The sequence below is a fragment of the Actinacidiphila sp. bgisy160 genome, assembly GCF_965342435.1.
Taxonomy (GTDB): domain Bacteria; phylum Actinomycetota; class Actinomycetes; order Streptomycetales; family Streptomycetaceae; genus Actinacidiphila.
The window spans coordinates 1-20,508 of sequence record NZ_CBDRCM010000001.1 but is presented as its reverse complement, the minus strand read 5'-3'; the positions used below and the strand labels follow the sequence as shown (position 1 = coordinate 20,508).

The following is a 20,508-nucleotide window of genomic DNA, read 5'->3' as shown; positions in this document are numbered from 1 at the left end:
CGACGGCCCGCCTCCGCTGCGGAGAGCGGAGGCGGGCCGTCGGGGTGCGACCGGGGATCAGCCCTGCAGGACGCGGCCCTTGGCGTCGGTGCGGTCCTTGCTGGTGAAGAAGAGGATCGCGTCGATGAAGGACCAGATGCCCAGACCACCACAGGTCAGGAGCTGGCCGATCGCCATGCCGGTGTGGCCGGTGTAGAAGCGGCCGATGCCCAGGGTGCCCAGGAAGAGCTGCAGCAGACCGGCGGTGATCTTCGACTTGTCGGACAGCGGCCGACCGGCCGGGTCGTAGCCGTGCGGGGCGTCAGTGGTGGGCGTGGCCATGTGAGGTCGCTCCTTGCGCAAATGGGGACGAGCGGGCGGGAGCGCGCGTTTCCTCAGGATCCGGCCCCCCGCCTCGGATGGCCACATACTTACATCAGAGAATTGACATCCGTCCCACTGATGAACACCCGTCACGCAACCGTGATCACCGCGTTGTCAAACCGCGTTGCGTACGACCGCCCAGGCCACGGCGATCCCCAGGATCGCCATCTGCGCACGCCGACCCAGCGTGGGGTGGTAGGAACGGCCGCGCAGCCCCTCCCTCACCCATCGCGCGTACAGATAAAGAGGAAAGGGACTCGCCAGGAGCATCAGCGCGTTGTCGTGGAAGGCCGCCGAGGGATCGCCGTGCATCAGGTCGTAGACCATGCGGGTCGCTCCGCAGGCGGGACAGAGCAGCCCCGTCAGGAAGTTGAAGGGGCATCGGGGCAGCCAGTGCCCCTCCTGGTGCGGGTTGGTGCCCCACAGGTAGGCGGCGCCAGCCGCGCCCGCGACGAGCGACGCCAAGGGGGCCGTGGCCGGTCGTCCGGCCACGGCCCTGAGCTTGTTCCAGGTCGGAGAGGTCATCGTGCTCAGCTGCGCAGGATGCGGCCCTGGGAGTCGGTGCGGTCGTTGCTCGTCAGGAAGAGGATGCCGTCGATCAGCGCCCAGATGCCGAGGCCGCCGCAGGTGAGGAGCTGCGCGACGCCGATGCCGATGTCACCCACGTAGAAGCGGCCGATGCCCAGGCCGCCCGCCAGCAGTTGCAGCACGCCCGCCACGACCTTGGACTTGTCCGACAGCGGACGGCCGTACATGTCGTAGCCGTACGGGGCGTTGGGGTCACCGGTGTAGGCGCCCTGGGGGTAGCCCTGCGGGTAACCGGGCTGGGGGTGGCCCTGCTGTGGGTAGCCGTAGCCGGGCTGCTGCCCGTAGCCGCCGGGGCCGGCCGGGGGCTGCTGCGGGTATCCGTAACCGTCCTGCTTGGGCTGGCCGTACGGGTTGTTCGGGTCGGACATCGTGGGACTCCCCCTGAGAGAACGTTCGGTGTATCCGGACATCTTGTCAGGCGAGTCAAGACGGTAGGGGGTGAGGCGGCGGCGCGGGCGGAGGGGGACGGTGAGCGGGACGGGCCGCGGCCGGCTCCTCGCGGGACCGGGCCGGCGGACGGGCGGGAGCGGAAGGATTCGGCCAGGCTCTTTCGAGCGGAGTTCACCGATGGTTCCTCCCGTTGTCGCCCCGGCGTGCCACTCTCCATGGCTGCGGGGCGCCGGTCGTGGAGCACCAGAGGGATCCGGGGGCATGTACATGGAAACCGCGCCAGGAATCTTCGCCGGGACGGTGTTCGCGGTATTCGGGGCGGCCCTCGTGGCCTGGACCGTCACCCGGTCGCTGCGGCACCTGCCGGTGGTCCAGGCAGGGGGGCCGGCGTCGGCCGCCGTGGCAGGTTTCTTCGGAGTTGCTTCGCTCCTTGTCGGTCTCTGGCTGTTCCTGATCCTCTGAGCTGGGCAAATCGGACATGGGCGGCAGTCCGTGCGGCAGACAGGACGCTTGTCGGGTTACCGTTCGAGTGGCGTTGCGGACTTTTCCCGTTTGACACGGGACCGGGATGTACGGTCACACTCCGCAGCGAGACCACCTTCGACCCGGAGAGAAGAGCGAAGTTGTCCCCGACCCGCGAGACCGCACAGGGCAGCGGCCGCCGACTCGTGATTGTCGAGTCGCCTGCCAAGGCGAAGACGATCAAGAGCTACCTCGGCCCCGGCTATGTCGTCGAAGCCAGCGTCGGGCACATCCGCGACCTGCCGAACGGGGCCGCCGAGGTGCCGGCGGAGTACAAGGGTCAGCCGTGGGCGCGGCTCGGCGTCAACGTCGACAGCGAGTTCCAGCCGATCTATGTCGTCAACGCGGACAAGAAGGCCCAGGTCAAGAAGCTGAAGGACCTGCTCAAGGAGTCCGACGAGCTCCTGCTCGCCACCGATGAGGACCGCGAGGGCGAGGCCATCGCCTGGCACCTGCAGGAGGTCCTCAAGCCCAAGGTCCCGGTCCGCCGGATGGTCTTCCACGAGATCACCAAGGACGCCATCCAGGAAGCCGTCCGCAACCCTCGCGAGCTGAACCAGACCCTCGTCGACGCCCAGGAGACCCGCCGCATCCTCGACCGCCTCTACGGCTACGAGGTCTCGCCGGTCCTGTGGAAGAAGGTCATGCCGCGCCTGTCGGCCGGCCGCGTCCAGTCCGTCGCCACCCGGCTCGTCGTCCAGCGCGAGCGCGAGCGCATCGCCTTCCGCTCCGCCGAGTACTGGGACCTGTCCGCGACCTTCGCCACCGGCCGGACCGGTGATGCCACCGACCCCGGCACCTTCGGCGCCAAGCTCAACGCCGTCGACGGAAAGCGCGTCGCCCAGGGCCGCGACTTCGGGTCGACCGGGCAGCTCAGGGACGGTACGGGCGTCCTCCACCTGGACGAGGCCGCCGCCCGCGCGCTCGCCGCCGCCCTGGAGGGCGCCGCCTTCTCCGTCCGCTCGGTCGAGTCCAAGCCGTACCGCCGCTCGCCCTACGCGCCCTTCCGCACCACGACGCTGCAGCAGGAGGCCAGCCGCAAGCTCGGCTTCGGCGCCAAGGCCACCATGCAGGTCGCCCAGAAGCTGTACGAGAACGGCTTCATCACCTACATGCGTACGGACTCCACGACCCTGTCGGAGACCGCCATCGCCGCCGCCCGGGCCCAGGTCACCCAGCTCTACGGCGCCGAATACCTGCCGGACAGGCCGCGCGTCTACGCGGGCAAGGTAAAGAACGCCCAGGAGGCGCACGAGGCGATCCGCCCCTCGGGTGATCGTTTCCGCACCCCGGCGGAGACCGGCCTGACCGGTGACCAGTACCGCCTGTACGAGCTGATCTGGATGCGCACCGTCGCCTCCCAGATGAAGGACGCGGTCGGCCAGTCCGTCACCGTCAAGGTCGGCGGCAGCGCCGCCGACGGCCGGGACGTCGAGTTCTCCGCCTCGGGCAAGATCATCACCTTCCACGGCTTCATGAAGGCCTACGTCGAGGGCGCCGACGACCCCAACGCCGAGCTCGACAGCAGCGAGCGCCGGCTCCCCGCCGTCACCGAGGGCGACGCGCTCACCGCGCGGGACATCACCGCCGACGGCCACGCCACCAAGCCGCCCGCCCGCTACACCGAGGCCTCGCTGGTCAAGGAGCTGGAAGAGCGCGAGATCGGACGTCCGTCGACCTACGCGTCGATCATCGGCACCATTCTCGACCGCGGCTACGTCTTCAAGAAGGGCACGGCCCTGGTGCCGTCCTTCCTCTCCTTCGCCGTCGTCGGCCTGCTGGAGAAGCACTTCGGCCGGCTCGTCGACTACGACTTCACCGCCCGCATGGAGGACGACCTCGACCGCATCGCCCGCGGCGAGGCCCAAGCCGTGCCGTGGCTGCGCCGCTTCTACTTCGGCGAGGGCGAGACCCCGGTGGGCGGCGCCGCCGACGCGGGCAACGGCGACGGCGACCACCTCGGCGGCCTCAAGGAGCTGGTCGAGGACCTCGGCGCCATCGACGCCCGCGAGGTCTCCTCCTTCCCCGTCGGCAACGGCATCGTGCTGCGTGTCGGCCGCTACGGCCCGTACGTGGAGAAGCCCAGCGAGGTCGAGGGCGAGACCGGGCAGCGCGTCGACGTCCCCGACGACCTGCCGCCGGACGAGCTGACCGTCGAGCTCGCCGAGGAACTGCTCAACAAGCCGAGCGGCGACTTCGAGCTGGGCACCGACCCCGAGACCGGCCGCCCGATCGTCGCCAAGGCCGGCCGCTACGGCCCGTACGTCACCGAGATCCTCCCCGAGGGCACCCCGAAGACCGGCAAGAACGCGGTCAAGCCGCGGACCGCCTCACTCTTCAAGTCGATGTCCATCGACACGGTCACGCTGCAGGACGCGCTGAGGCTGATGTCGCTGCCCCGGGTCGTCGGCACCGACCCCGAGGGCGTGGAGATCACCGCGCAGAACGGCCGCTACGGCCCGTATCTGAAGAAGGGCACCGACTCGCGCTCCCTGGAGACGGAGGAGCAGCTCTTCACGATCACCCTCGACCAGGCTCTGGCGATCTACGCCCAGCCCAAGGTGCGCGGCCGCGCCGCCGCCAAGCCCCCGCTGAAGGAACTGGGCACCGACCCGGTCAGCGAGCGCCCCGTCGTCGTCAAGGACGGCCGTTTCGGCCCGTACGTCACCGATGGCGAGACCAACGCCACACTGCGCCGCGACGACGACGTCGAGACGATCACGCCCGAGCGCGGCTACGAGCTGCTCGCGGAGAAGCGGGCCAAGGGCCCCGCCAAGAAGACGGCGAAGAAGGCCGTCGCCAAGAAGGCCCCGGCGAAGAAGGCGACCGCGACCAAGACGGCGGCGAAGAAGACGGCCGCCAAGACCACCGCGGCGAAGAAGACCGCGGCGGCCAGGACGACCGCCAAGAAGACCGCGGCCAAGGCCACGACCACGGCGAAGAAGGCCGCGTCCTCGGCCGCGAAGCCCGCCGAGTAGTCCTCGCGGGGACCGCACGGCCGGTGCGGTCCCGGCAGGCGCCCTCCGGGACGGCACCGGGTCCCGATAGGCTGGCGGAATGACGCGATCCGAGCAGCCAACGGACACGTTCGCCGACGAACTCGAGGCCGACTCACGGCAGCGCGCCGTGGGCGCGCTCCTGAAGATCCCGCCCCTGCGCAAGCTGTGGGGCGCTCAGCTCACAGGCACCGTCGGCGACCGGCTCGCGCTGCTGGTCCTGGTCGTCCTGACGGCGCAGGCCGCCGTCGGCGCCCAGTCCTTCGGCGGCGGATACCGCGGCGCGGCCTTCGCCGTCGCGGCCGTCTTCGGCGCGCGCGTCCTGGCGGCCCTGCTCTTCGGCGCCGTTCTGCTCGGCCCGCTGGGCGCCCTCACCGGACCGGGCGGAGTGCTCGACCGCCGGTGGTCGATGATCGGCTCCGACGTCGTGCGCCTGGCGCTGCTGATCGTCGCGCCGCTGTGGATCGACTGGGTGCCGGACAACGCGGTCGCCTGGCTGCTGGTCACCGTCTTCGTCACCGGGGTGGCCGAGCGGCTGTGGACCGTCGCCAAGGACGGTGCCGCTCCCGGTCTGCTGCCCGCGCCCGCGCCGGGCGCGGGAACGGTACGTCCGCTGCCCGACCGCCTCGACGCGCTGCGCCGCCTCGACCAGCGCACGGGCTTCGTCGCCTTCCCGATCGCCGCCGCGAGCCTCGTCGTCGTCACGCTCGTCGGCAACCTGATCGGCCTGGGCGTCGTCTGGTTCGGCGTGCACCAGGCCGCTCTCGCCTCCTACGTCGCCGCCGGGCTGTTCGCCGCCTCCGGCGCCGTGCTCTACCTGCTGGAGCTGCCGGGCGACCAGGCCACCCCGCCGCACTCCCCGCTGCAGGGCCTGCGCAGCAACGACCGCGGGCGCACAGGCGCCGTGCCGCTGCTCGTGCTCGGCACGGCCGCCGTCGCCGGCGCCGTCGCCGCCGCCGTGGCACTCGCCGTGCTGCACGCCGCCGACCTCGGCGGCGGCCCGGTCGGCTACGGCCTCCTCGTGCTGGCGCTCACCGCCGGCCCGGTGCTCGGCATCCGGATCGCCCCGCGCACCTTCCCGGGCCTGTCCAGGCGCCGCCTGCTCGCCATCGCCATCGCCGTCACCGGTCTGGCCCTGCTGCTGACCGGCATCGTGCCCGACCCGACGACCGTGCTGCTGCTGGCGCTGCTCGCCGGCGTCACGGCCGGGATCACCGCCGGCACCGGGCACGTCCTCATCGACCAGGAGACCGAGGAGCCCCGCCGGGCCCGCGCCACCGACCACCTGCACGCGGTCACGCACCTGCTCATGGCGGTCGGCGCCGTCGGCGCCCCCCTGCTGGCCGGCGGCATCGGCCCGCACCGCGTCGTCAACGGGCACTTCACCTTCGACCACGGCGGCGCCGCGTACGCCCTCATGCTGATCGGCGCTCTGCTGCTGCCCGTCGCCGCCCTCGTCCTCGGTAAGACCGACGACCGCCAGGGCGTGCCGCTGCGCCGCGACCTGCGTGAGGCGCTGCGCGGCGGCGACCCCGAGCAGGCACCCGCCCCCACCGGCTTCTTCATCGCCGTCGAGGGCGGCGACGGGGCCGGTAAGTCCACCCAGGTCGAGGCCCTCGCCGAGTGGATCCGCGGCAAGGGCCACGAGGTCGTCGTCACCCGCGAGCCGGGTGCCACGGCGGTCGGCAAGCGACTGCGCTCGATCCTGCTCGACGTCTCCAGCGGCGGGTTGTCCCACCGCGCCGAGGCCCTGCTGTACGCCGCGGACCGCGCCGAGCACGTCGACACCGTCGTACGCCCCGCGCTGGACCGCGGCGCGGTCGTCATCTCCGACCGCTACATCGACTCCTCCGTCGCCTACCAGGGCGCCGGACGCGACCTCGCGCCGACCGAGATCGCCCGCATCTCCCGCTGGGCGACGGACGGGCTCGTCCCGCACCTGACCGTCCTGCTGGACGTGACCCCCGAGGCCGCCCGCGAGCGCTTCACCGAGGCGCCCGACCGGCTCGAGTCCGAACCCGCGGAGTTCCACGACCGCGTGCGCGCCGGCTTCCTCACGCTTGCCGCGGCCGACCCCGCGCGCTACCTGGTCGTCGACGCGGCCCAGGAACCGGAGGCCGTCACGACGGTGATACGGCACCGGCTCGACGAGATCCTCCCCCTGTCGGAGAAGGAGATCGAGGCCCGCGAGGAGGCCCGCCGCCAGGCCGAGGAGGACGCCCGCAGGCGCGCCGAGGAGGAGGCCGCCCGCCGGGCCGAGGAGGAGCGGCTCGAACACGAGCGCCAGGCCCAGCTGGAGAAGCTCCGTGCGGAGCAGGAGGAACGCCGCCGCGCCGAGGAGGAAACCGCCCGCCGTGAGGCCGAGGAGGCCGCGGCGGAGGAGGCCCGCCGCCAGGCCGAGGAGGCCCGCCGCCAGGCGGAGGAGGAGCGCGCCCGCCGCGAGGCCGAGGAGCGCGTCCGCCGCGAGGAGCAGGAACGGCTGCGCCGCCAGGCCGAGGAGGAGGCCCGTCTCCGCGCCGAGGCCGAGGAACGCCGCCTGGAGCGCCAGCGCAAGGCCGAGGAGGCGCTGATGCGGGCCGAGCAGGCCCGCATCGAGGCGGAGGACGCGACGAAGACCGTCGAGACGCCCCGCCCGCAGGCCCCGTCGGCCGACGCGGCCGAGGACGCGGAGACGGCTGTGCTGCGCGCGATGCCCGTCGACGACGAGACGGCGGTCCTGCCGCCGGTCAAGCCGGCCTTTCCGGACTTCACCAAGACCGTCGAGACGCCGCGGCCCGCCGCGCCTTCCGACGTGGAGGAGACCGCGGTCCTGCCGCCCGTTCCCTCCGCCGACCGTGTGCCGCCCGGCATTTTCCGGCCCGAGGAGCCGCAGGCGGCGCCGCGTGGCCCTGACAACGAGCGCACGCGCGAGATGCCGTCCGTCCCCGCGGAGGGGCAGCGCCCCCGCCGTCGGCCCTCGTGGGCCGAGGAGACCCCGCTCGACGACCTCCCCTCCCTCGCGGACGAGTTGCTCGGCCCGCGTGAGGAGGACGACGACCGGGACGGCGGCACCGCCAGGTAGGCGGCGCCCGCTGCGGCCTGTTGCCGTGTGCGCGGCTTCGCCCCGCGGCGCGGCTTCGCCCCGCGGCGCGGCTTCGCCCCGCGGCGCGGCTTCGCCCCGCAGGGCCCGCACCGGGAGAATGGCCCCGTGCGATACCGGTACCTGATCCTCGGCGCCACGGAGGCGCGCACCCCCACCGGGGCGCCGGTGCCCCTGGGCAGCGGCAAGCGACTGCGCGCCCTGCTGGCCGCACTCGCGCTGAACGCCCCGCACGCGGTGTCCCCGCAGGCCCTGATCGCCGAGGTGTGGGGCGGCGAGGGCGACGAGCCGCCCCAGGACGCCTCCGGCGCCCTGCAGGCGCTCGTGTCGAGGCTGCGCCGCGCCCTCGCGCCCGGGGACATGAACGGTGCCAGGGACATCGTCGCCTCCGGCCCCGCCGGCTACCGCCTGCTCACGGCCACCCCGGACGACGTCGACCTCCACCTCTTCGAGCGCCTCGTACGCGACGGCAGCGCCTCCCTCGACGCGGGCGACCCGGCCGCCGCCGCCGAGACCCTGGAGTCCGCGCTCGCACTGTGGCGCGGCCCCGCGCTGGCGGACCTGCCCGACCGGGGTTCCGCCGCCGCGCGGGCGGAGGATCTGCGGCTGACCGCGACGTACCGCCGCATCGAGGCGTGCCTGGCGCTCGGCGGCGCCGCCGAACTGCTGCCGCAGCTACGCGGGCTGGTCGCCGAGCACCCGCTGCACGAGCCGTTCCGGACGCAGTTGATACGGGCGCTGCGCGCGACAGGCCGCCCCGCCGACGCCCTGGCCGCGTACGAAGACACCCGCCTGGCCCTCGCCGACCGCCTCGGCACCGACCCCGGTCCCGAACTCCAAGCACTGCACGCCGAGTTGCTCACCGCACAACCGCGAACGCAGCCGGCCGCCGCCCCGCCCCGCACCGGAAACCTGCGGGCCCGCCTCACCAGCTTCGTCGGCCGCGAGGCCGAACTCGGCGCACTACGCGCGAGCCTGACCGACGGCGGGCACCGCCTGGTGACGCTGACCGGCCCGGGCGGCTCCGGCAAGACGCGGTTGTCGCAAGAGGTGGCGGCCGCGGTGGCCGGGTCATCGGCGTACCCGGACGGGGTGTGGCTGGCGGAGTTCGCCCCGCTGGACCGCCCCAACGCCGTGCCGGACGCCGTGCTGAGCGCGCTCGGGCGCCGTGACACGGCCGTGCTGGCCGCCGCCCGCGAGTTGCGCAGCGCGGGCCAGGAGGCTGACCCGGCCGCGCGGCTCCTGGAGCACTGTGCACACCGCCGAATGCTGCTGGTGCTGGACAACTGCGAGCACGTCATCGACGCCGCGGCCGCGCTCACCGACCAGTTGCTCGCCGCCTGCCCCGGAGTGACCGTGCTCGCCACGAGCCGCGAGCCGCTGGGCCTGCCCGGCGAGACGGTGTGCCCCGTGGAGCCGCTGCCGCTGCCGACCGCGCACCGGCTGTTCGTGGAGCGGGCGGCGGCCGTACGCCCCGGGTTCGATGCGGACCGCGACCACGCGGAGGCGGTGGACGAGATCTGCCGCCGTCTCGACGGGCTTCCGCTGGCCATCGAGCTGGCCGCCGCGCGGCTGCGGGTGCTCACCCCGCGGCAGATCGCGGAGCGCCTCGACGACCGCTTCCGTCTGCTGACCGGCGGCAGCCGCACCGCGCTCCCCCGCCAGCAGACGCTGCGCGCGGTCGTCGACTGGAGCTGGGACCTGCTCGGCGAAGCGGAACGCACGGCGTTGTGCCGACTGAGCGTCTTCGCCGGCGGCTGCACGCTGCAGGCGGCCGAAGCGGTGTGCGGGGAGGAGGCACTGGAGCTGGTCGGCCAGCTCGTCGACAAGTCCCTCGTCGTCGTCGATCACGGCGCGCGGGAGGTGCGCTACCGGCTGCTGGAGACGATCCACGAGTACGCCGCCGAGCGCGCCGCCGGCGAGCCGGCCGACCTGGCGGAGGCGGCGCGCCGGCACACCGCGTACTTCACGGACTTCGCCCGCACCGCCGACTCCGGCATGCGCGGCCCCGACCAGCTGCTGTGGGCGGCCCGCCTGGAGGCGGACCTGGACAACGTCCGGGCCGTGCTGCGCCGCACGATCGAGGCGGGGGACGCGGACGACGCGATCGAAATCGCCCTGGCCATGGGCTGGTTCTGGTGGCTGCGCAACTTCCGCGACGAGGCGCGGGAGTGGCTCGGGCGGCTGATCGCGATCACCGGCCTCCCGGACGACCCCGCCGCCCCCGGCTTCTGGCCGCGCATGAACCTGCGGCTGCTCCACCTGTTCGTGGCCGGCGACACCATGCCCCGCGAGGAGTTGCAGAGCCCAGAGGTGCTGGCGCTGGCCTCGAGGATCATCGAGGTCTACAGCGTGCCCAGCGTCCACTCGGCCCGCTTCCCCGGAGTCCTGTGGCCGTTCTCCGGCTACGTCGTGGGCCGCCACGGGGCGATCCGGGAGCACGCCGACGCGATGGTGGCCACGTGCCGCGTGTACGGCGGCGAATGGGAGCTGGCGGCCGCGCTGATGTTGCGCACGCACATCACGATCGACCTCCCCGGCGGGCTCCCCCGGGCCGACGCGGACTGGCCGGAATTGCTGGAGCTGAGCGAGCGGCTCGGCGACCGCTGGATGCGCGCCCAGGTCTGCGAGGCCGGCGCCGAGATGGCCCTGGCGTACGGGGACTACCCGGCGGCCCGGGCGGACCTGGAGGAGGCGCTTCGGCTCGGTTGTGAGCTGGGCGCGCACGCGGAGGGCATCTTCGTCCGTTCCCGCCTGGGCGAACTGGCCCACCGGGAGGGCGACGACGACCGCGCCGAGAAGCTGCTGCGCCAGGCCGCCGAGGAGGCCGAGCAGTACGGGGTGTGGGACGCCCGCGCGTACATCCGCGCGCTGATGGCGACGATCCTGCTGCGCCGCGGCGAACTCGGGGAGGCCAGGACGCTGGTCGAACTCGCCCACGGCGAGGGCTGGCTGGGTACGCCCCCACCGGACTTCGAGCTGCTCGTGGCGAGCCTCGCGGCCCGGGTCGCCGCCGCCGGGGGCGACCAGGCGGACGCCCTGGCCGGGTTCGCGCGGGCACTGCGCGCGGGGCTGGACGGCTTCTGCGCCGAACCGCGCACGGCGGCGGTGGTCGAATACGCCGCCGAGGTGCTGGTCGCCCTCGGTGATCCTGTACGGGCCGCCCGGCTGCACGGCGCGGCCGACGGGCTGCGGGCGGGTCTGCCGCGTCCGGTGCCGGAGGAGGAGGGGGTGCGCGCGGCGGAAGCGACGGCCCGCGCGGCGCTGGGGGACGGGCCGTACGAGCGGGCCCGCGCCGCGGGCCACGAGCTGGGTGGCGAGGGCGCGTACGCGCTGCTGGCCGAGGCGACCGTCTAGCCGTGCGCGGGGCCGAACCCACGAGGACGGCCGGGGCGACCGGGGAATGGCCGGAGACGGGCCCTTCGTTGCAGCGTTGAGGATTCAACTGACGATTTCGATGACGGAGAGAGCATGAAGGTCGAGATCTACAGCGACATCGCCTGTCCCTGGTGCTACGTCGGCAAGCGCCGCTTCGAGCGGGCGCTGGCCGCCTTCCCGCAGGCCGATCAGGTCGAGGTGGTCTACCGCCCCTTCCAGCTCGCTCCCGACAAGTCCGAGACCCCCGAGCCCCACCGCGCCTACCTCAACGAGCGCTACGGCCCGCAGTCCGCGGCGATGGACGCCCGGCTGGAGGAGCTCGGCCGCGCCGAGGGCCTGGCCTTCGACTTCGACCGCGCCATCGAGAACAACACCCTGCTCGCCCACCGCCTGCTGTGGCACGCCCTGAACGCCTACGGCGCCAAGGAGCAGGCCGCACTCAAGGACCGGCTGCTCGTGGCGCACTTCGCAGAGGGCGCCGACGTCGGCGACCGCGCCACCCTGGCCGCGCTCGCCGCCGAGGCCGGGCTCGACCGCGACCGCGCGGCCGCCTTCCTCGCCTCCGACGAGGGCCTCGAGGAGGTGCTCGCCGAGATCGACGACGCCCGGGGCATCGGTGTGAACGCCGTCCCGACCTTCGTCTTCGAGGGCAAGTGGGCCGTCCAGGGCGGCCAGGAGTCCTCGACCTTCCTGCGCGTGCTGGAGCAGGTCGCGAAGGAGACCGGCGCCGTGCCTGCCGCCCCCGCGACGGACGCCTGCGCCGACGGCGCGTGCGAGGTCCCCGCCGGCTGAACCGGCGGGGATGCGGCGGGCGGACAGGGTTCAGTCGCAGGTGATCCGCGACACCGCCCAGTCCGCCACGTTCACCACCTGGAACCTGTGCGTCGGCTCGACCTGCAGTCGGATGGAGCGGTTGCCAGCGATCGGCACGTGCACCGGCACGCCGGGGTCACCACCGCGCAGCACTTCGGAGCGCCACAGCCACCCGTTATCGCCGTGGACCGAGAAGCGCGCCGCGCCGAAGCCCAGGGCGATGTCGTCGATGCCGACCACGGCGTCGAAGGCGGTGCAGGAGCGGTTGAGGTCGATGGTGACGGTGGACGGCGCGCCGACCGTGACGCCGTCGGAGTAGCGCGTGCCGTCGATGCCGAGGCCCCAGCGCTGCCAGACCCAGTCGCCGAGCCGGATCGTGGGCCGGTCCGACCGGCCGAGGACGCCGTGCTCCAGTGCGCTCAGCCGGTGGACCGTCGGCTCGGGCGCCGGGGTGGGCGTGGGCGGGGGCTCGGCGGTACGGCTGGGCGACGGGGCGGGCGGCTCGCTGCGCGTGGGCGCGGGCGCGAGCTCCTCGACGGGACGCGCCGGAGGCGTCGGGGTCGGTGCGGCGGCCCGTACGGGGGGTAGGACCGGCGGCGTCGGGCTCGGCGCGGGGGAGCGCCGCGACGGTGAGGGGGGCGGCGTGGGAGCCGGCGCCGGTACGACCGGCGCGGCCGAGGGCCTGCTCTCCGCCTGCGGCCGGGGCGTGCTGTCGTCACCGGTCAGGGCGATCGCCACCACCGCACCGGCCGCCGCGAGGGCCAGCCCCGCGGCCACGGCGATCTTCACCGGTGCCGCGGCCCCTTCCGCGGCCACGGCGCCACCGGCACCCGCCGCCGCGCCCCCTCCCGCGCCACCGCCCGAGGTGGCGGCGGCCACGGCACCCGCGCCGGCACCGGCCACCGCGCCACCCGCGGCGACGCCCGCCGCCTTCGCCGCGTACGCGGCGCCGAACCAGCCGACGACCGCGACCGGCAGCAGCCCCTTGAGCGCCGCGTTCACGTCCGCCAGCTCCGCCGCCGCCAGGCGGCACTTGGCACACTCCTCCAGGTGTTTGCGCAGCTCCCGGTCGGCCCGCATCCGCAGACCGCCGCGGGCGTGCGCGCCGAGGCGGTCCGCGTAGCGGGCGCAGGACCCCTGCGCGGTCAGCGCGGACGAGACGTGCGCCTGCAGGTAGGCCTGGCGCAGTCCCTCGCGGGCACGGTGCGCGAGGACCGCCGTCGCGTTGGCCGACAGACCGAGCAACGGCGCGACCTTGCTGGGCGACTCCTCCTCGACCGCGGTGTGCCACAGCACCGCCTGCCAGCGCTCGGGGAGCGTGCGGAAGGCCTGGATGGCCAGCGACCGTTCTGCCTCGTGCATGGCGCGCACGTCCGCGCCCGGCTCCTGGCTGCCCTCGCCCGCCGCGGCACCGGCCGACGTGACCGCGAACACCGCGAAGTCGTCCACCAGTTGCTCCCGCTTGGCGGTGCTGCCCCACGACGCGGCCACCCGCCGCACCGTGGTGAGCAGGTAGGCGCGCACCGCGGCGTCCGGACCGCTGCCGCTGCGGATCGCCTGCAGTGTGCGGGCGAAGACCTCGCCGGTCAGGTCCTCCGCGGTGTGCCGGTCACGGCAGCACCCCCGTGCGTAGCGCCGTACGGCCGCGACGTGCCGCCGGTACAGCTCCTCGTACGCGCTGTCGTCGCCGCCGCGGACACGGGCCACCAGGTCGGCGTCGGACAGCTGCGCCCCCGGAATGTCACCGGCCTCGGGGACGCGCTCCGCCAGCGGCTCCCGCTGCCCGGGTACACGGCCGGACGGCGGGCCCCCACCGGAGTCCGCCCCCGCCCCCGTGGGCGGACCGGACTCCCCGTTTCCTTCATCCACGGGCGTAAGAGTGGCACACGCGTACCGTCCGACGGCCTGTCAAGCACCAGAACCACTCGTCCGGGGAGTTTCACCCCCCGGACGCGACTCATCACCTGAACGGGTCAGCCCTCACGCCCCCGGACGGGAGCGCAGTCCCTCCAGCAGGATGTCCAGCAAGCGGGCCGAGGCGGCCGCCTGCTGGGCGGAGTCCGGCAGCGACGGCGCCGAGGTGGCGATCACCAGCAGCACATCGGCCACCGACACGTCCGCGCGCAGCTCACCGGCCGCCCGCGCCCGCTCCACCAGCTGTCCGACGACCTCCAGCAACGTGGCTATCCCGGCGCCCGACGCGATGTCGTCGGCCCCGCCGCGCTGCTGCGGCACCCGCGTCCCGTCGGCCGCACCGGCCGGCCGCACCTGAAGCACCTGCGGCGGCAGCAGCCGCCCGGCGCCGGAGGCCACCGACGTCCGCAGGAAGCGGGACAGCGCCGACCAGGCTTCCTCCTCCTGGCCCAGGGCCGCGCGCGCCTGCTCCGTCAGCCGCGCCGTCTCCTCCTCGGCTATGCGCCGCACCAGCACGTCCTTGCTGGGGAAGCGCCGGTAGACGGTGCCGACGCCCACCCGGGCCCGCCGCGCCACGTCCTCCATCGGCGCGCCGTACCCCAGCTCGCCGAAGACCTCCCGGGCGGCCCGCAGGACGTGCTCGAGGTTGCGCTGCGCGTCCACGCGCAGCGGGGAAGTACGACTCCCGCCGCCACCGCGCACGACCGGATCCGGATGGCCGCTGACGGTCGCGGTCATCGCCCACTGAGAGTCCTGGATATGCATATGTGTATCCCCCGGTTGATCGCGTCTCCCCCCGGAGACTCCCCACCCCATGATCGCCGGGAGGCGGCGGACGATGCCGCGCGTGCTCCCCGGCGGGATACGAACATAGTTGAGCCCTGGTCAAGAATGAAGGGGGCGCCCACCCACGATCGGAGTACCGCGGCCGCCGATTCTCCGTCCCGGCGGTTCACACCGGTCAGTACCCGCCCGTGACCTGCCCGAGAACAGGATTCGGCCATTCATTGCCGTACGCCCTGTGGACAAACCCCGATGGCCCATTGCCTCATGGAACGATGGCAGCATTCAAGGGGCCGTCCGGCGCGGCAGAAGGATCCGGGATCCCGCGCATCCTGGTCGTCGGCGGCGGATATGTGGGCATGTACACCGCTTTGCGGCTGCAGCGCAGGCTGAAACACGACGAAGCGGAAATCGTCGTGGTCGAACCGCAGCCCTACATGACCTATCAGCCCTTCCTGCCCGAGGCGGCGGCCGGCTCGATCTCCCCCCGCCACGTCGTGGTGCCGCTGCGCCGGGTCCTGGACCGCTGCACGCTGGTCATCGGCGAGGCCCGGCGCATCGACCACGGCAAACGGGTCGCCACGCTCGCCACCCTCGCCACCGACGAGGAGGGCTCCGGCGCGCTGGAGCTGCCGTACGACCACCTGGTGCTGGCGCCCGGCTCGGTCTCCCGCACCCTGCCGATCCGCGGCCTCGCCGAGCACGGCATCGGCTTCAAGACCGTCGAGGAGGCCATCGGGCTGCGCAACCACGTCCTGGAGCAGCTCGACATCGCCTCCTCCACCCGGGACGTCGAGGTTCGCGAGGCCGCCTTGACCTTCGTCTTCGTCGGAGGCGGCTACGCGGGCGTGGAGGCCCTCGGCGAGCTGGAGGACATGGCCCGCTACGCCGTGCGCTACTACCACAACGTCGAGGCCGACGACCTGAAGTGGATTCTGGTGGAGGCCACCGACCGTATCCTCCCCGAGGTCGGCGAGGAGATGGGCAGGTACGCCGTCCGCGAGCTGCGCGGCCGCAACGTCGACATCCGCCTGAACACCCGGCTGGAGTCCTGTGAGAACCGCGTCGCCGCCCTCGACGACGGCTCCCGCGTGCCCACCCGCACCCTGGTGTGGACGGCCGGCGTCAAGCCGCACCCCGTGCTCTCCCGCACCGACCTGCCGCTGAACGGCCGCGGCCGGATCAAGTGCACCGCGGCCCTGCGGATCGCCGGCACCGAGGGCGCCTGGGCCGCGGGCGACGCCGCCGCCGTCCCGGACCTCACCTCCGGCGACCCCGAGGCGCTCTGCGCGCCCAACGCCCAGCACGCGCTGCGCCAGGCCCGGGTCCTGGCGGACAACATCGTCGCGAGCCTGCGCGGGGAGCCGCTGACCGACTACCGTCACCAGTACGCGGGCTCGGTCGCCTCACTCGGCCTCCACAAAGGCGTGGCGCAGGTCTATGGGCGCAAACTCAAGGGCTACCCCGCCTGGTTCATGCACCGCGCGTACCACCTCAGCCGGATGCCCACCTTCAACCGCAAGGCGCGCATCCTGGCCGAATGGGTCCTGTCCGGGCTCTTCAAACGGGAGATCGTCTCGCTGGGCTCGCTGGAGAACCCCCGCGCGGAGTTCGAGCTCGCCGCGGAGACCGGCCGCAAGCCCGACGCGCCCTGACCGCCAGTGCGGATGCGGTGGCCGATTCCCCCGGAGCGGTGGGTCGGCCACACTGGACCCGTGACCAAGCGTGCGTCAGCACCTGCAAAGAGTGACAAATACGAGGAATCGGACGTTTGAACCTCACGCGCTGGAGCGCCCGGCTCCCCGGAACACAACGACGCAATGCCCAGGCGGCGGCCGCCGGATCCGAACCCCCGTCCGGCGGAGCGGTCCCCCCGGCGCGCGGGGAGGCCGCCGAGCACCCCGACGCGCCGGCGCACACCCTCGACGCCCTCCCCGTACGCGAGGTGCTGGGCCGGCTGCCCGCCCTCATCGCGGTCACGCACGGAGCCACTCACCACCTCGGTTATGTCAACGAGGCCTGGGCCGAGGTCTTCGGCCCCCGCGCCCCCGGGGAGCCCGCCCGCGAGTCCCTTCCCGAGCTCGCCGAGCTCGGCCTGCTCCCCCTGATGGACCAGGTCTTCCGCAGCGGCAAGCCGCGTACCGTCAAGGCCCGCAAGGTCGCCACCGCCACCCGGCAGGGTTACTTCACGCTCACCTGCAGCCCCGTCCCGGTGAAGGACGGCGGCGCCACCGGCGGGGTCCTGGTCTTCGCCACCGACGTCACCGACCAGGTCCAGTCCGCCGAACGCCTGCGCGAGAGCGAGCGCCGCCTCCACGCGACCGCCGTGACCCTCCAGCGCAGCCTGCTCCCCCAAGAGCTCGAACAGCCCGACGACCTGCGCGTCGCGGCCACCTACCAGCCCGGCGGCACCGACGCCGCCGTCGGCGGCGACTGGTACGACGTCATCACCCTCGGCGCAGGCCGCACCGCCCTGGTCATCGGCGACGTCATGGGCCGCGGCGTGCGCGCCGCCGCCGTCATGGGCCAGCTCCGCACCGCGGTCCGCGCCTACGCGCGCCTCGACCTCCCCCCGCACGAGGTCATCCAGCTCCTCGACGGCCTCGCCGCCGAGATCGACGCCACCCAGATCGCCACCTGCGTCTACGCCGTGCACGACCCCAGCGAGGGACGGCTGTCGTACGCCTCCGCCGGCCACCTGCCGATCGTCGTCCGCGACGCCGACGGCACCGTCCGCCGCGCCGACGAACCCACGGGCCCGCCGCTCGGCACCGGCGGCTGGGTCCACACCTCCGGATCCGTCCCCCTCGGGCCCGGCGCCACCGCCGTGCTCTACACCGACGGACTCATCGAGCGCCGCGGCGAGGACATCGACGAGGGCGTCTCCGCCCTGATGAACGCCGTCGCCGGCGCCACCGGCAGCCCCCAGGTCATCTGCGACCGCCTGCTGCGCGCCCTCGGCGTCACTTCCGAGCACGCCGACGACGTCGCCGTGCTCGTCATGCAGTACCCGCAGCGCGAGGGCAACGACTCCGAGCTGTTCCGCAACGCCTCCCTGGAGCTGCTCGGCGGCATCGAGGCGGCCCCCCGCGCCCGTGCCTTCGCCCAGGGCGTGCTGACCTCGTGGCGTTTTCCCGTCGAACTCGTTGACCTCGGTGTCCTCGCCGCCAGCGAACTGGTCGCCAACTCGCTCCAGCACGGCGTCCCGCCCATGCGGCTGCGGCTGCGGCGCACCGACCGGCGCCTGATCATCGAGGTGACCGACGGCGACGACCACCTGCCGCGCCGCCGTCGCGCCGAACCGGCCGACGAGGCCGGCCGGGGCATCTCCATCATCGCCACCATCGCCTCCGCCTGGGGATCCCGGCGGACCCCCGGCGGAGGCAAGGCGGTGTGGTGCGAGTTCGCGCTCCCCACCTGACGGAGGATCACGCGGCCAGCACGGGCTCCCGCATCGGCGCGTCCTGTCCGACGGTGAGCCGCCGGCCCAGCCGTACGGAGAGCACGCTGACCGCCAGCGAGCACGCGACCAGCATCACGATGTACTCGGTGTACATCCCGCCGCCCGCCATGAGCCCGCCGACCGCGGGCCCCACGGCCAGCGCCAGCTGCTTCACCAGGGCGAACGCCGCGTTGTACTGGCCGACCATCCGCTCCGGCGCCATGTCCGCCACCAGCGGCGCGACCGTCGGCGACAGCATCGCCTCACCGAGCCCGAACAGCGCGTACGTGCCGATCAGCATGGCCGTCGCGACCCCGTGCGCGGAACCGGTCAGCCCCGAAAGCCCGGCGACGACCCACGCCACGGCCCACAGCACACCGACCGCCGCGATCACCCGGCTGCGCCGCCGCCGCTCCACCGGCCGCAGAACGAGGAACTGCGCCACCACGATCGCCGCGGTGTTCGCGGCAAGGGCGACGCCCAGCGTCGCCGGCGACACCTTCGTCACCTCGACCGCGTACGCCGACAGGCCCGACTCGAACTGCCCGTAGCAGGCGAAGAACAGCACCCCGCCCAGCACGCACAGCTGCACCATCGCCCGGTCGGCGAACAGCGCCCGCCAGCCCCCGGCCGCCTTGTCCGTCGGCGCCGCCTCCATGCGCGCCGCCTTCGGCAGCCGTACGGAGGCCGCCACGACACCGAGGACCACGAACATCGCGGCCTCGACCGAGAACAGCAGGGTGAAGGAGCCCGGCCGCGAGGTGTCGACCAGCAACCCGCCGAACAGGCCGCCGACGCCCAGCCCGAGGTTGCTCAGGAAGAACTGCGTCGCGAAGGCCCGTGACCGCGACCTCGGGGTGGAGCACCACACGATGAGCGTGGCCAGTGCCGGCTGCATCACCGCGATGCCGGCGCCCATCACCGCGGACGCGGCGATCACCAGGGGCGCGCTCGACGCCAGCCCGAAGCCCATGGAGCCCACCGCCGCCGCGAAGGCACCGGTCAGCAGCACGGGCAGCGGGCCGCTCCGGTCGATCGTCCGGCCGGTGAACGGCAGCACAGCGAGCGCGGCGACGGCGAACGCGGACAGCACGACACCGGCCGTGCCCGCTCCCAGGTCCCGCACCCGCGCCACGTAGACGAACAGGAACGGGACGGTGAAACCGTTGCCGAACGCGCTCAGCGCGTTGCCCATCTGGATCCGGCGCAGCGCGGCGCCCATCGCGGTGGTCACACTCACCCCTTAGGTCAGTAGTCCTCGAACTTGAAGACTTCAAGATTAAATTTCGAAGCTAAACAGTACATGCCAGAAGCCTTTAGGGCCAATGAGTTTCGTGGGACACTCCTGCCATGACGAGCGCAGCCGACGGCCCTGCCGGCACCCCGCAGGAGCTGGACCTCGATGAGCAGATCGCGATCTACCAGCGTGAATACCCCGAGGTGGACCCCCAGGTCGAGAAGATCGTCACGGCTCTGGGCAGGCTCAACCGCCGTATGAACGTGGGCTACGGCCGACACCTGTCGGCCGTCGGCATCACCAGCGCCGAGTGGGAGGTCCTCAAGGCCCTTGTGGTGGTGGGACGTCCGTACCGACTCGGCCCCGGCGACCTGGCCAAGCGGCTCGGCCTCACCCCCGCCGCCATGACCCACCGCATCGACCGCATGGTCTCGGAGGGCCTGGTCACCCGGGAGCGGGACGAGAGCAACCGCGTCCGTGTCATCGTCGAGCTCACCGACCTCGGCCGCAGCAAGTGGCTGGAGACGATGCGCATGGCCTCCGTCTTCGAGGCGGATCTCCTCCAGGACCTCGCGCCGGACGAACACAACGTCCTCGGCGACCTTCTGACCCGCATCCTCCGCCGCGTCGAGGCCGACCAGCCCGATGCCGGCGGCCGCCTGAAGGACCTCGACTGACCCGGCTGCCCCGGTTTGACAGCCGTACGGGGGATCCGTAATGTTCTCCGGGTTGCCCGCTGGTGAACACCGGCTCCGGTCGGCCCCGGGCAGCCATCCCGCAAGACCTACCTCGACGAACGGCCCTGTGCCGTCTCGTTCGTGCGTGCGTTTTTCGGAATGAGGATCGACGGAATTGCTCGATTGGCGTCGGGCGCCACTGATCCGCTAATGTCTCACCAGTCGGAACGGCCCAACGGCCGCGAGGACAAGCCCCGCTGACCGGGGATCAGGCCGGAAACGGTCTGATAGAGTCGGAAAAGCCGAAAAGCGAGAGCCGGACGGCG

General features: G+C 73.2%; 14 protein-coding genes. 8 read left to right on the top strand and 6 right to left on the bottom strand.

Annotated elements, in window-relative coordinates; all coding sequences use genetic code 11:
• Positions 1-57 precede the first annotated feature (57 nt).
• The 3 genes from ACRWNP_RS00070 to ACRWNP_RS00060 all read right to left on the bottom strand — a co-directional run bounded on the left by ACRWNP_RS00070 (position 58) and on the right by ACRWNP_RS00060 (position 1,319).
• Entirely contained in the window at positions 58-321 is a 264-nt protein-coding gene (locus tag ACRWNP_RS00070; protein ID WP_431958763.1) for a TM2 domain-containing protein, read from the bottom strand.
• A gap of 156 nt (positions 322-477) precedes the next feature.
• Entirely contained in the window at positions 478-888 is a 411-nt protein-coding gene (locus tag ACRWNP_RS00065; RefSeq protein ID WP_431958762.1) for a DUF2752 domain-containing protein, read from the bottom strand.
• 5 nt (positions 889-893) lie between these two features.
• Complete coding sequence (locus ACRWNP_RS00060) at positions 894-1,319, bottom strand: TM2 domain-containing protein (protein ID WP_431958761.1); 426 nt, start codon at positions 1,317-1,319, stop codon at positions 894-896.
• 283 nt (positions 1,320-1,602) lie between these two features.
• Here ACRWNP_RS00060 and ACRWNP_RS00055 point away from each other — a divergent pair, with 283 nt between their 5' ends.
• The 5 genes from ACRWNP_RS00055 to ACRWNP_RS00035 all read left to right on the top strand — a co-directional run bounded on the left by ACRWNP_RS00055 (position 1,603) and on the right by ACRWNP_RS00035 (position 12,108).
• The gene (locus tag ACRWNP_RS00055) at positions 1,603-1,803 is read left to right on the top strand and encodes a hypothetical protein (protein WP_431958760.1); all 201 of its coding nucleotides are present in this window, start codon (positions 1,603-1,605) and stop codon (positions 1,801-1,803) included.
• A gap of 161 nt (positions 1,804-1,964) precedes the next feature.
• On the top strand, positions 1,965-4,841 hold the full coding sequence (topA, locus tag ACRWNP_RS00050; protein ID WP_431958759.1) for a type I DNA topoisomerase: 2,877 nt from the start codon (positions 1,965-1,967) through the stop codon (positions 4,839-4,841).
• Positions 4,842-4,920: 79 nt separating this feature from the next.
• On the top strand, positions 4,921-7,920 hold the full coding sequence (gene tmk / locus ACRWNP_RS00045) for a dTMP kinase (protein ID WP_431958758.1): 3,000 nt from the start codon (positions 4,921-4,923) through the stop codon (positions 7,918-7,920).
• A gap of 126 nt (positions 7,921-8,046) precedes the next feature.
• The gene (locus tag ACRWNP_RS00040) at positions 8,047-11,295 is read left to right on the top strand and encodes a BTAD domain-containing putative transcriptional regulator (protein ID WP_431958757.1); all 3,249 of its coding nucleotides are present in this window, start codon (positions 8,047-8,049) and stop codon (positions 11,293-11,295) included.
• Between the two features lie 114 nt (positions 11,296-11,409).
• Positions 11,410-12,108 carry a DsbA family oxidoreductase gene (locus tag ACRWNP_RS00035; protein WP_431958756.1) on the top strand — a complete coding sequence of 233 codons (699 nt, stop codon included), beginning with the start codon at positions 11,410-11,412 and terminating at the stop codon, positions 12,106-12,108.
• Between the two features lie 30 nt (positions 12,109-12,138).
• On the opposite strand, the gene ACRWNP_RS00030 is transcribed toward ACRWNP_RS00035, so the two are convergent.
• Positions 12,139-13,998, bottom strand: a complete 1,860-nt coding sequence (locus ACRWNP_RS00030) for a sigma-70 family RNA polymerase sigma factor (protein ID WP_431958755.1) — start codon at positions 13,996-13,998, stop codon at positions 12,139-12,141.
• Between the two features lie 111 nt (positions 13,999-14,109).
• On the bottom strand, positions 14,110-14,808 hold the full coding sequence (locus ACRWNP_RS00025; RefSeq protein ID WP_431958754.1) for a TetR/AcrR family transcriptional regulator: 699 nt from the start codon (positions 14,806-14,808) through the stop codon (positions 14,110-14,112).
• Between the two features lie 293 nt (positions 14,809-15,101).
• On the opposite strand from ACRWNP_RS00025, the gene ACRWNP_RS00020 reads away from it, so the two are divergent.
• Together ACRWNP_RS00020 and ACRWNP_RS00015 are read left to right on the top strand one after the other, a co-directional pair.
• Positions 15,102-16,481 carry an NAD(P)/FAD-dependent oxidoreductase gene (locus tag ACRWNP_RS00020; RefSeq protein WP_431958753.1) on the top strand — a complete coding sequence of 460 codons (1,380 nt, stop codon included), beginning with the start codon at positions 15,102-15,104 and terminating at the stop codon, positions 16,479-16,481.
• A gap of 116 nt (positions 16,482-16,597) precedes the next feature.
• Positions 16,598-18,247, top strand: coding sequence for an ATP-binding SpoIIE family protein phosphatase (locus ACRWNP_RS00015; RefSeq protein ID WP_431958752.1), 1,650 nt, complete (start codon positions 16,598-16,600; stop codon positions 18,245-18,247).
• A gap of 7 nt (positions 18,248-18,254) precedes the next feature.
• On the opposite strand, the gene ACRWNP_RS00010 is transcribed toward ACRWNP_RS00015, so the two are convergent.
• Positions 18,255-19,502, bottom strand: a complete 1,248-nt coding sequence (locus tag ACRWNP_RS00010; protein ID WP_431958751.1) for an MFS transporter — start codon at positions 19,500-19,502, stop codon at positions 18,255-18,257.
• A 116-nt stretch (positions 19,503-19,618) separates the two neighbouring features.
• Between ACRWNP_RS00010 and ACRWNP_RS00005 the strand changes: the two genes are divergently transcribed.
• Positions 19,619-20,182, top strand: coding sequence for a MarR family winged helix-turn-helix transcriptional regulator (locus ACRWNP_RS00005; protein ID WP_431958750.1), 564 nt, complete (start codon positions 19,619-19,621; stop codon positions 20,180-20,182).
• Positions 20,183-20,508 lie beyond the last annotated feature (326 nt).